General features: G+C 65.0%; 11 protein-coding genes. 4 read left to right on the forward strand and 7 right to left on the reverse strand.

Annotated elements, in window-relative coordinates:
- Positions 1–110: 110 nt before the first annotated feature.
- From PHP91_RS11830 to PHP91_RS11845, 4 genes are all read left to right on the forward strand, one after another.
- Positions 111–584 (forward strand): Lrp/AsnC family transcriptional regulator, encoded by a 474-nt coding sequence (locus PHP91_RS11830; RefSeq protein ID WP_300140790.1) that lies wholly within the window; start codon positions 111–113, stop codon positions 582–584.
- A 23-nt stretch (positions 585–607) separates the two neighbouring features.
- Positions 608–3,628, forward strand: coding sequence for a proline dehydrogenase family protein (locus PHP91_RS11835; protein WP_300140792.1), 3,021 nt, complete (start codon positions 608–610; stop codon positions 3,626–3,628).
- 160 nt (positions 3,629–3,788) lie between these two features.
- The gene (locus PHP91_RS11840; RefSeq protein ID WP_300140794.1) at positions 3,789–4,793 is read left to right on the forward strand and encodes an FkbM family methyltransferase; all 1,005 of its coding nucleotides are present in this window, start codon (positions 3,789–3,791) and stop codon (positions 4,791–4,793) included.
- Between the two features lie 433 nt (positions 4,794–5,226).
- Positions 5,227–5,403 carry a 4Fe-4S binding protein gene (locus PHP91_RS11845; RefSeq protein WP_300140796.1) on the forward strand — a complete coding sequence of 59 codons (177 nt, stop codon included), beginning with the start codon at positions 5,227–5,229 and terminating at the stop codon, positions 5,401–5,403.
- A gap of 100 nt (positions 5,404–5,503) precedes the next feature.
- Here the strand turns inward: PHP91_RS11845 and PHP91_RS11850 are convergent, their stop codons facing one another.
- The 7 genes from PHP91_RS11850 to hemB all read right to left on the reverse strand — a co-directional run bounded on the left by PHP91_RS11850 (position 5,504) and on the right by hemB (position 11,692).
- Positions 5,504–5,995 carry an N-acetyltransferase gene (locus PHP91_RS11850; protein ID WP_300140798.1) on the reverse strand — a complete coding sequence of 164 codons (492 nt, stop codon included), beginning with the start codon at positions 5,993–5,995 and terminating at the stop codon, positions 5,504–5,506.
- A 4-nt stretch (positions 5,996–5,999) separates the two neighbouring features.
- Positions 6,000–7,949, reverse strand: a complete 1,950-nt coding sequence (locus PHP91_RS11855; RefSeq protein ID WP_300140800.1) for an ATP-binding cassette domain-containing protein — start codon at positions 7,947–7,949, stop codon at positions 6,000–6,002.
- Between the two features lie 58 nt (positions 7,950–8,007).
- The gene (rpe, locus tag PHP91_RS11860; protein ID WP_300140802.1) at positions 8,008–8,658 is read right to left on the reverse strand and encodes a ribulose-phosphate 3-epimerase; all 651 of its coding nucleotides are present in this window, start codon (positions 8,656–8,658) and stop codon (positions 8,008–8,010) included.
- Between the two features lie 73 nt (positions 8,659–8,731).
- The gene (locus PHP91_RS11865) at positions 8,732–9,064 is read right to left on the reverse strand and encodes a hypothetical protein (protein WP_300140804.1); all 333 of its coding nucleotides are present in this window, start codon (positions 9,062–9,064) and stop codon (positions 8,732–8,734) included.
- A gap of 26 nt (positions 9,065–9,090) precedes the next feature.
- Complete coding sequence (locus PHP91_RS11870) at positions 9,091–9,540, reverse strand: AsnC family transcriptional regulator (protein WP_300140806.1); 450 nt, start codon at positions 9,538–9,540, stop codon at positions 9,091–9,093.
- Positions 9,540–10,709 (reverse strand): heme b synthase, encoded by a 1,170-nt coding sequence (gene ahbD, locus PHP91_RS11875; protein ID WP_300140808.1) that lies wholly within the window; start codon positions 10,707–10,709, stop codon positions 9,540–9,542. Before ahbD ends, PHP91_RS11870 begins: the two co-directional genes overlap by 1 nt.
- Positions 10,709–11,692 (reverse strand): porphobilinogen synthase, encoded by a 984-nt coding sequence (gene hemB, locus PHP91_RS11880; RefSeq protein ID WP_300140810.1) that lies wholly within the window; start codon positions 11,690–11,692, stop codon positions 10,709–10,711. Before hemB ends, ahbD begins: the two co-directional genes overlap by 1 nt.
- Between the last annotated feature and the right edge of the window lie 99 nt (positions 11,693–11,791).

Here is an 11,791-nt window from a genome sequence, read left to right on the forward strand (position 1 = left end):
TGATGAATATATCTAAGCTCTTGAGAAATGAAAAGAGGGGCGCCCTTTTTTATATCGCGCTGGGGCCAGGTGCTTGACACACTTGAGAAAGAATATTATTTGTTCAAAGCATGAATAACAGAAAAATTGACAATCTAGATCTCACAATCCTGAACATACTTCAGGATGACGGCAAGGTGTCCAATGCGGAAATTGCCCGCATGGTCGGCAAGGCCCCGTCCGCCGTGCTGGAGCGCGTCCGCAAGTTGCGCAAGGCGGGCATCATCAAGGGCTACGAGTGCATCGTGGACCACAAGCTGCTCGGCCGCGGGCTCACCGCCTTCACCTCCATTCGCGTGGCGGAGGGCGTCGGCGCCATTGAGGTCGGGCAACGGCTCGCCGAGTTCCCCGAGGTCCTGGAGGTGCACTACACCGCCGGGCGCGATTCCTACCTTGTCAAGGTTCGCGTCGAGGACACCGAGGCGTTGCAGGCCACGCTGGCCAAGTTCGGCACCATCGGCGCGGTGCGCGAAACCAATTCCACCATCGTGTTGACCACGGTGAAGGAATCGCGCGTCATTCCCCTCGATCACGAAGACGAATAGCACCGTAATTCAAGGAGTCCCAGATGACCACTGAAATCTCCTCCCTGGACCCGAGCGTCATCGCCCGGGGCAGGGAGTTTTTTACATCCATTTCCGGCGAATCTCCTTCGATTTTCAACAAGGGCTGGTGGACCGGAAAGGTCATGGATTGGTCCATGAAAAACGAGGATTTCAAGGTTCAACTATTCAGGTTTGTTGATGTTCTTCCTTACCTGAACACCTCGGACTCCCTTTCCCGCCATATCGAAGAATATTTCGCGGGCGAAGACTCCAACGTCCCGGACGTCCTCAAATGGGGAGCCACCAAGACCATGATCGGCGGCGGCCTTGTGGCCAAGGTGCTCAACAAGACCATCCGCTCCAACATCGAGTCCATGGCCCGCCAGTTCATCATCGGCCAGGAGGCCAAGGAGGCGGTCAAGGGGATCAAGAAGCTGCGCAAGGACGGCTTCGCCTTCGTCCTCGACCTGCTGGGCGAGGCCACGGTGTCCGCCGTGGAGTCCCAGGCCTACCTGGAAGGCTACCTGGACGTGCTTGACGCCATCCACAAGGAGCTGGACAAGTGGAAGCCCCTTGGCGACGGCGGGGGCGATCTGGACTGGGGCCATGCCCCCAAGGTCAACGTGGCCGTCAAGCCCTCGGCCTTCTACTCCCAGTCCAAGGCCGTGGACGTGGACGGCACCGTGAAGGGCATGATGGCCCGGATCGAGCCCGTCTACAAGAAGGTCATGGAGATGGGCGGCTTCATGTGCATCGACATGGAGCAGCTCAAGTACAAGGAGGCCACGGTCGAGCTCTACAAGCGGCTGCGGGCCAAGTACCCCGACTATCCGCATCTGGGCATCGTCTTCCAGGCCTACCTGCGCTCCGTGGATGAGGACGTGCGCTCCCTGATCGCCTGGGCGCGAGAGGTCAACCTCCCCATCTCCATCCGCCTGGTCAAGGGCGCGTACTGGGACTATGAAACGGTGCTGGCCAAGCAGAACGGCTGGCCCATGCCCGTGTGGACCAGGAAGCCCGAGTCGGACATGGCCCACGAACGCGTGGCCCGCTACATCCTGGAGAACCACGACATTTGCCATTTCGCCTGCGCGTCGCACAACATCCGGACCATCGCTGCGGTCATGGAGAACGCCAAGGCCCTGAACGTGCCCGAGGACCGCTACGAGTTTCAGGTCCTCTACGGCATGGCCGAACCCGTGCGCAAGGGCCTCAAGAACGTGGCCAAGCGCGTCCGGCTCTACTGCCCCTACGGCGACCTGCTGCCCGGCATGGCCTACCTGGTCCGCCGCCTGCTGGAGAACACGGCCAACGAGTCCTTCCTCAAGCAGACCTTCGCCGACGAGGCGGACATGAACCGGCTGCTGGAGAACCCGCAGGAGACCCTGCGCCGCCAGTTGGAGGAATCCTCACCGGCCCCCGCGCCCAAGTCCGAATCCGGCCTGCCGCGCTTCGAGAACTTCCCGCTGGTGGACTTCACCATCGAGGCGGAGCGCAACGCCTTTCCGGCGGCCATGGCCAAACTGCGCGCGTCCATGGGCGGCAAGGTCCCGCTGTTCATCAACGGCCGGGACGTGGAGACCGCCGACACCCTCGACTCCTACAATCCCGCCAACCCTGGCGAGATCATCGGCTCGGTCTGCCAGGCCGGGACCGAGGAAGTGGACCGCGCCGTGGAGGCCGCCGCCGAGGCGTACCTCTCCTGGCGCGACGTGGCTCCCGAGGAGCGGGCCGAGGTCCTGCTCCGGGCCGCGCGGTATCTCAAGGACAACGTCCACGAGGCCGCCGCCCTCCAGGTGCTGGAGGTGGGCAAGCAGTGGGATCAGGCCCATGCCGACGTGGGCGAGGCCATCGACTTCCTGGAATATTACGCCCGCGAGATGATCCGGCTGGGCAAGCCGCGCCGCATGGGCCACGCGCCCGGCGAAATGAGCCATCTCCTCTACCAGGGCAAGGGCGTGGCCGCGGTCATCGCGCCGTGGAACTTCCCCCTGGCCATCTCTGTCGGCATGGTCTCGGCGGCCATCGTCTGCGGCTGCCCCGTGGTCTACAAGCCCTCGGGCCTTTCCTCCTGCGTGGGCCACGGCCTGGTGGAGATGTGGAAGGCGGCCGGGTTGCCCGACGGCGTGTTCAACTACTGCCCCGGCCGTGGCTCGGTCATGGGCGACCATCTGGTGGACCATCCCGACGTCTCGGTCATCGCCTTCACCGGCTCCATGGAGGTCGGCCTGCGCATTCAGGAGCGGGCGGCGGTGGTCCGGCCCGGCCAGCAGCAGTGCAAGCGGGTCATCGCCGAGATGGGCGGCAAGAACGCCGTCATCATCGACGACGACGCCGACCTGGACGAGGCCGTGCTCGGCGTGCTCTATTCCGCCTTCGGCTTCCAGGGCCAGAAGTGCTCGGCCTGCTCCCGGGTCATCGCCCTCGACTCGATCTACGACCGCTTCGTCAGCCGGCTGAGCGAGGCGGCCAAGTCCGTCAAGCTCGGCCCGTCCGAGGACCCGGCCAACTACATGGGCCCGGTGGCCGACCGCGCGGCGCAGCAGAACGTGCTGCGCTACGTTGAGATCGCCGAGCGCGAGGGGACCGTCCTGGTCAAGCGCGAGGTGGACGACGTCCTGAAGGGGACCGGCTGCTACGTGCCCCTGACCATCGTGGGCGGCATCACCCCGGAGCACCGCATCGCCCAGGAAGAGGTCTTCGGCCCGGTCCTCGCGGTCATGCGGGCCGGGGACATCGGCGAGGCCATCGCCATGGCCAACGCCACCCGTTTCGCCCTGACCGGGGCCATCTACTCCCGCTCCCCGGCCAACCTGGAGCGCGCCTCCCGCGAGTTCCGCGTGGGCAACCTCTACCTGAACAAGCCCCCGGTGGGCGCCATGGTCGAGCGCCACGCCTTCGGCGGATTCAAGATGTCCGGCGTGGGCTCCAAGTCCGGCGGGCCCGACTACCTGCTCCAGTTCCTGGACCCGCGCCTGGTCTGTGAAAACACCATGCGCCGCGGTTTCGCCCCCATCGAGGAGGGCGACGACTGGCTGAGCTAGAACAGGCGTTTTGCGAGAATGGAAAGGGCCCGGCGGACGACCTCCGCCGGGCCCTCTTTTGTTTTTCTTGAGTCGACGGCGTTGCTTGTTCAAGAATTTGCCTGTAGGTCAAAGGCGATACGGCCGGACCGGCCGACGACAACCAGGCGAAGAGGTGCCGGTGCGAATTCAGGATCTGTACAGGGAAGTGGAAGCCGATCTGCTGGCGCGTTGCCCGGAGCAGCGATACCCGAGCAAGGCGGGCGCGGTTTGGCGCTGGGCGAGCCGTCGGCGCGGATCGCTCTGGAAGCGGTTGGCCTTTGTCCTGGACCGCCGGATGTACAAGGAGTGGGACCGGGCCGAGGGGACCTTCGGTCTGGGCGTGGTCGACGAGTTCTGGTCGCTGGTCAACAACGCGGCGGCCTACGAGGCGGCCTTCGACCGGCTGGAGGACGAGCCGTCCCGCGAGGTCTTTCTCTGGCGGCTCAAGCTGCGGCTGGCCCTGCCCTTCGTCCTGCGCTGGGAGGACGTCTATCCCGCGCCGGAGCCGCCGGGCGTGGGCGACCTGTCCATCGGGGCCGAGGAAGAGGCCTTCTGCAAGGGCTTCCGCTCGGGCCAGTACCTGCTGCGCGGCATCTGCATGCCCGAGCCGGGCGACGTGGTCCTCGACGTCGGGGCGTTCCTCGGGGATTCCGCCGTGACCTTCTCCCGCCTGGTGGGCGAGGGCGGCCGCGTTTATTCCATCGAGGCCCTGGCCGACCAGTTCGCGGCCCTGCGCCGGAACCTGGACCGCTTCGGCTGCGCCAACACGACCCCGTGCTTCAACGCCGCCTGGAACCGCAACGAGGAACTGTGCATCTCGTCCAACCGGGGCAGCTCCTGCATCGGCGGGGGCGACAACCCGGTGCCCGGCGTCCGGCTTGACGATTTCGTGGCCGAGCACAACATCGAGCGGGTGGATTTCATCAAGATGGACATCGAAGGGGCCGAGCAGGAGGCCATCGAAGGCGGTGCGGAGACCATCCGTCGCTTCCGCCCCAAGCTCGCGCTCAGCGCCTATCACAAGCCCGAGGACCTGTACCGGCTCATGGACATGGTCGCCGGACTGCATCCCGGCTACCGCTTCTGGATGCGCCACTACGACCCCCACGGCATGAACGACACCGTGCTCTACGCGGTGGGATAGGCGCGGGTCGAGAGAACGACAGGGCCGACGTGCGGAAAGCGCGTCGGCCATTTTTTTGACGCGGTTTCGGTGTTTTCGTTCATTGAATGGCGTAACGATCGGAAGGATTCGTCAAATATGCCCAGCAATAGCCCGTTGACAGCGGTTCCTAGGCGGATGGAGGCGGATATGTACGTTTTTTCGCCAAGGCCGTCTGCTTCTCCTTGCCTGTCCGTCATGGCGGATATGCCGCGCAAGCCGATTGCCCGGCCGGCAGCCCGGCCCGCCGTGCATGAACCCGAGAAAACGCCTTGCTGTCAATATGTTGTAATCAAATGAATTTCTAGCGGATACGGGTGCGTTGCGCCTGATCCCCATTGACATTGCCTGACAGTAATGGGTATATCTCTCCATTGACATTTGTTTTTACAATATAGTCATAAAAGGAGCGAATATGCATAAAATTGATCCGATTGAATGCCAATTTTGTGGAGCTTGTCAAAGCGTCTGCCCTTCAGAGGCCATCGTTCACCCCGACGGGAAGAACTACTACGAGGTGAATGAGAACTGCATCGATTGCGGCGCGTGCGAGGCCGAGTGCGGCTTCAACGCCATCAGCGCGGATGAGTAGGGATTCGCCGATCCGGCCGTAGCGTCGGCCGGTCGAACGTGAAACGGCGCCTGAATGCTTTCAGGCGCCGTTTTATTGTTTGATTGATCGGCGGGGAGGGCTACAGGGCCAGGAACATCTCGTGCCAGACGGCCCCGCCGTGAGTGGAGGCGGAGACGCCGCCGTCGGCGAACCCGTGGCGGGCGTAGTAATTGACCAGGTCCTCCTTGCACAGGAGCAGGACCTTGTTCTTGCCCATGTCCCGGGCGTGTTCCACGAACTGGTCCAGCAGCTTTCCGCCGATGCCGAGCTTGCGGTACTGCGGGTGCACGGAGAGCGAGAAGATGACGATGTTGCCGCCATCGGGGTCGTGCCCGATGAGCTGCTTGAACTCCTCGTCCGTGATGTCGTCCTTGCAGGTGGAGCCGCTGTTGACCTGGGCGATGACCCGGCCGTCCAGCTCCGCCACCATGAATCCCTCGGGATAGGTGTTGATGCGTTTTTCCAGGGAGGAGGCCCAGGCGGCCTCGGCTGCGGGGAAGCTGAGCGCCTCGATGGTATGGCAGGCGGTCAGGTCGTCGGGGTCGACCATGCGGATGGTGTATTTGGTCATGGGGCTAGTCCAGGTTAACGCCCTCAAGGGCGGCTTCGAGTTGTTCCCACTCCGTATAGTGGGCTTCCAGTTCGCTTTCAAGCTTTTCCAGGCGGGCCTGATCTTGGGCCATGGTCTCCGGCGTATGTTTGAAGTATCCGGGGTCGCTCATCTTTTTTGTGAGCAGTTCCAGTTCCTTTTCAAGGGTCTCTATGCGGGCGGGCAGGAGGGCCAACTGGTCCCGCTTCTTGGACAGTTCGTACTTTTCCTTATAGCTGAGCCGGTTTTTTCCTTTTTTGTCCGGGGCGGCGGCCGGAGCCGGAGCCGTGGCCTCCTCCCTCGGCGCGCAGCTCCCGTTTGACGGGAGCAGGTTCTCGGGCCGCTGGCGGAGCCAGTCGTCGTAGCCGCCCACGTATTCGGCCACCCGGCCGTGGCCCTCGAAGGCGATGGTCGAATCGACCACGTTGTTCAGGAAGGCGCGGTCGTGGCTGACCAGGAGGAGGGTGCCGGGGTAGTCCATGAGGACCTCCTCCAGCAACTCCAGGGTCTCGGCGTCCAGGTCGTTGGTCGGTTCGTCCATGACCAGGACGTTGGAGGGCCGGGTGAAGAGCCGGGCCAGGAGCAGCCGGTTGCGCTCCCCGCCAGAGAGCACGGACACGGGCACCGAGGAGCGCTCGGGCGTGAACAGGAAATTCTTGAGGTGGCTCAGGACGTGGCGGCGGTGGCCGTTTATCTCCACGAAGTCGTTGCCGTCCGCCACGTTCCAGCGGGCGGACTTGTCCTCGCGCAGTTGCTCGCGCAACTGGTCGTAGTAGGAAATCTGGAGGTTCACCCCGCGCCGCACCGAGCCGGACTGCGGCTTTATCTCGCCCAGCAGGAGCCTCAGCAGGGTGGTCTTGCCCGCGCCGTTGGGGCCGATGAGCCCGACCTTGTCGCCGCGCATGACGGCCGTGGAGAAGTGGTCGATGAGCACGGCATCGTCGTAGCCGAAGCAAAGGTCCGTGGCCTCGGCCACCAGCTTGCCGGTGCGCTCGGCCTCCTGGATGACCAGGCGGGCGGAGCCGGTGCGCTCGCGCCGGGCCCGCCGCTCCTCGCGCATCTTGTAGAGGTCGCGGACGCGGCCCATGTTGCGGGTGCGCCGGGCCTTGATGCCCCGGCGAATCCACGCCTCCTCTTCGGCCAGCTTGCGGTCGAAGTTGTGGTGCTGCTTGGACTCGGCCTCCAGGTCGGCGTCCTTGCGCTCCAGGTAGGTGTCGTAGTCGCAGGCCCAACTGATGAGGCGGCCCCGGTCGAGCTCCACGATGCGCGTGGCGATGCGCCGCAGGAAGGCGCGGTCGTGGGTGACGAAGAGCACGGCCCCGCGCTGGCGGAGCAGGAAGTCCTCCAGCCAGGTGATGGACTCGATGTCCAGGTGGTTGGTGGGCTCGTCCAGGATGAGCAGGTCCGGCTCGGTGACCAGGGCGCGGGCCAGGAGCGCCCGTCGCTTGGTCCCGCCCGAGAGGGTGTCGAAGGGATCGTCGCCGTTCAGCTTGAGGTGGGAGAGCACGGTTTCCACCCGCTGGTGGTGCGGCCAGCCCCCGGCCGTCTCCAGGGCGTTCTGGGCGCGCTCCAGCCGGGCCACCAGCCTGGATTCGTCGCCCGACGCCTCGGCCAGGGCGCGGGAGGCGTCGTGATAGGCGGTCAGGTGTCGGCCCACCTCGCCCAGTCCTTGGGCGGCCACGTCGTAGACCAGGCCACCGAGGTCCTGGGGCACCTCCTGGGGCAGCAGGGCCACGCGCGCGCCCTTGGCGTAGTCCACGCTCCCGGCGTCGGGATGCAGGCTCCCCTCGATGACCGAGAGCAGGGTGGATTTGCCCTCGCCGTTGCGGCCGAGCAGGCAGACCCGCTCGCCCGGCTCGATCTGGAGGGAGACGCGTTCCAGCACGCTGGTGCCGGTGAAATTGACGGTGATGTCGCGCAGGGAGACGACGGCCATGGCGTATGCTCGAAAGGGTTGGGGCCGCGCGGGCGGCCCCGGTGTTGTCGAAAAAAGGTTACTTGCAGGCTTCCTGGAAGACCTTGTGCCGCTCGGCGTAGGGCGGGTGGCCGAAGAAGGCGGACCCGGAGACCAGGACGTCCACGCCTGCGCGGACCAGCTCGCCCGCGTTCTCGGCCGTGACCCCGCCGTCGATCTGGATCAGGGTTTCGGCCCCGGCCCGGTCGATGAGGGCCTTGGTCTCCCGGACCTTGTCCATGCAGAAGGGAATGAACTTCTGGCCGCCGAAACCGGGGTTCACGGACATGATGAGGACCATGTGCAACTGCGGGATGAGGTGGCGGATCATCTCCACCGGCGTGTGCGGGTTGAGCGCTACGGCGGGCTTGGCTCCGGCCTCGGCGATCTGGGCGCAGACGCGCTCCAGGTGGGTGCACGCCTCGGCGTGGACGCAGATCAGGTCCGCGCCCGCGTCGGCGAAGTCGCCGATGTACCGGCCCGGGTCCTCGATCATCAGGTGGCAGTCGAAGAACAGGTCCGACTTCTTGCGCATGGCTTTGATGATCGGCGGGCCGAAGGTGATGTTGGGCACGAACATGCCGTCCATGACGTCAAGGTGGACCCATTTGATGCCCGCGTCCTTGAGGGCGCGCAGCTCGGATTCCATGTTGGTGAAATCGGACGAAAGCATGGAAGGGGAAAGAATCATCGGTTTGCTCTCCGCATGAGGAAATTGGGTGGGCACACCGTACCCGAGGCCGGGCCGTCGCGCAAGGGCGGCGCTACCGGGTCGGCTGGTTGACGATGAGCTTCTCGGCGATGAGCCCGAGCAGGCCGCCCAGGAGCACGGCCGCGACCAGGAAGTGGGCCGCCCCGCCGGTCTCGCTGGCCGTGGACAGGATGGCCAGGGGCGCGCCGGTCAGAAGCGCCAGGATCATGCCCGAAAGCCAGCCCGTGAAGGGCAGCCGGACGTAGGTGATGACGATGCCCATGCCCATCCAGTGGAGCAGGGCGGCCATGCTCGCCTGCCAGACGGACTGGGAGAGGACCATGGCGATGGCGTCCAGGATGCCTGCGGCGGTGCCGATGACCACGGCCTTGAAGAATCGGTTCACGACGTCCCTCTCCCGGTCCGGCCGGATCACTTGTCCATCTTGAAGTCGACCTTGATCTTGAACAGCTTCTCGGCGGGCAGGTTGAGGATCTTCACGCCCGTGGCCGCCGTGATGGAGGCGAGGATGGCCTCCACCGCGTCCATGTCCGGCGCGATGAGCGCGAACCAGACGTTGAACTCGTTCTCGCGCAGGTAGTTGTGGGTCACGCCGTCGTGCCTGTTCACCTCGGCCACGAACGCGTCCAGCTTGTCCTCGGGCACCGACGCGGCGCAAAGCGTGGACTGCCAGCCCAGCGTGTGCGAATTGAAGTTCGCGCCCATGCGCCGGATGACCCCGGACTGCTTCAGGGCGCGCACCCGTTCCAGCACCTCGGCCTCGGAGAGCCCCACCTGTTCGCCGACCTCTTGATAGGGACGCGAGGCCAGCGGAAAGTGGGACTGGATGATGTCCAGGATTTTCTTGTCGTAATCGTCCATTACTTCTTGGGCTGTTTTTTCGGTTGGTACGAGCAGAGCGGCTCTTCCTTGAGGTAGTGGCCGTTCATGGTCTGGGCGCGGGCCCGGCAGCCGCCGCAGACCTTTTCGTATTCGCAGTGGCCGCACTTGCCGTCGTAGACCTCGGGGTTGCGAAGGTTGAGGAACTGCGGGGATTTCTTCCAGATTTCCGGGAAGGGAATCTCGCGCACGTTGCCGCAGTCGAGATCCAGGTAGCCGCAGGGCTGGACTTGGCCCCGGTGGGAGATGAAGCAGAAGCCCACTCCGCCCAGGCAGCCCCGGCTCACGGCGTCGAGCCCGAAGTGCTCGAAGTCGACCGGGACGCCCTCCTCCTTGGCCCGCTGGCGCAGGATGCGGTGGTAGTGCGGGGCGCAGGTGGCCTTGAGCTGCATGTTCGTGGTCTTGCGGAAGTCGTAGAACCAGTTGAGCACGTCCTCGTACTCCTGGGCGGTGATGATCTCCGCGCCCAGCTCCACGGCCCGGCCCGTGGGCACGAGCAGGAAGATGTGCCAGGCGGACGCGCCGATATTCTCGCACAGGTTGAAGATGTCCTTGAACAACCCCAGGTTGTGCTTGGTGACCGTGGTGTTGATCTGGAATTCGATGCCCGCGTCCTTGAGGTACTGGATGCCGCGCATGGAGGCGTCGAAGGCCCCGACCTCGCCCCGGAACTCGTCGTGCTGGGCGGCCTCGGGCGCGTCGATGGAGATGGAGCAGCGCTCCACGCCCGCCTCCTTCATCCTGCGCGCGGTCTCGGGCGTGATGAGCGTGCCGTTGGGGGCCATGACGCAGCGCAGCCCCTTGGACTTGGCGTAGGCGATGAGCTCGTACACGTCGGCGCGCATCATGGGCTCGCCGCCGGTGAAGATGATGATGGGGGAACCGACGTCCGGGAAGGTGTCGATGAGCGCCTTGGCCTCGGCCGTGGAGAGCTCGCCCTCGTATGGCTCGGGATGCGCCTCGGCCCGGCAGTGCTTGCATGCCAGGTTGCAGGAGCGGGTCACCTCCCAGGCGATGAGCCGGCAGATGGGGGTGACGCCGTCGTCCAGGAACCGTTTGGGCGCGTGCTCCGCGCCGGGGTGCGCGCCTTTGCCGTGACCGGGGTGGCCCCCGGGATGCCCTTCGGGCGGGCAGCCCTTGTGCGGATGCATTATGCCTTCATCCTCGCCAGAACTTCTTCGGTGAAATAGCTGATGACCATGTCGGCCCCGGCCCGCTTGAAGGCGACCAGGGATTCGTCCACCACGGCGTTTTCATTGACCCAGCCGTTGCCTGCGGCCGCCTTGATCATGGCGAATTCGCCGCTGACCTGGTAGGCGCAGACCGGACAGTCGAAGTTGTCCCGCACCTGGCGCACGATGTCGAGGTAGGGCATGCCGGGCTTGACGATGAGGATGTCCGCGCCCTCGTCGAGGTCGGCGGCGGCTTCGACCATGCCTTCCCGGCCGTTGGCGGGGTCCATCTGGTAGGTCTTGCGGTCGCCGAACTTGGGCGCGCCCTCGGCCGCGTCGCGGAAGGGGCCATAGAAGGACGAGGCGTACTTCACGGCGTAGCTCATGATGGGCGTGTTCTCGAACCCGGCGTCGTCCAGGGCGGCGCGGATGGCGGCCACGCGGCCGTCCATCATGTCCGACGGGGCGATGACGTCGGCCCCGGAGCGGGCCTGGGACACGGCGGTCCGGGCCAGCAGGTCCAGGGTCGGGTCGTTCAGGATTTCCTCGTTGCGGACCATGCCGCAGTGGCCGTGGGAGGTGTACTCGCACAGGCATGTGTCGGCGATGAGCAGCAGGCCGGGGAAGCGGTCCTTGAGGCGGCGCAGCGCCTTCTGCACGATGCCGTCCTCGGCGTAGGCCCCGCTGCCCAGCTCGTCCTTGGCGGCCGGAATGCCGAAGAGGATGCAGGAGCGCAGGCCGTTCTCCACGGCGCGGGCGACCTGTTTTTCCAGCTCGTCCAGGGAAAGCTGATATTGGCCGGGCATGGACGAAATCTCCTTGCGGAAGGAGGCGTCGTCGGTCTCGACCACGAAATAGGGCATGATAAGGTCCTGGGGGCGCACCTCGTTTTCGCGCACCAGCTCGCGCATGGCCGCGCTGGAGCGGAGCCTGCGCCCACGATGGAAATCAGAAGGAATCATCATATTCTCCCGAGTAAGAAGCGTTGCGTTTGAAATTTCCTTACCCCATTTCCCGTTGCCCGCCAATCACATGCACCGATCATCCGCCTGCTGCACAAC

This window comes from Pseudodesulfovibrio sp., from assembly GCF_028692895.1.
Lineage (GTDB): Bacteria > Desulfobacterota > Desulfovibrionia > Desulfovibrionales > Desulfovibrionaceae > Pseudodesulfovibrio.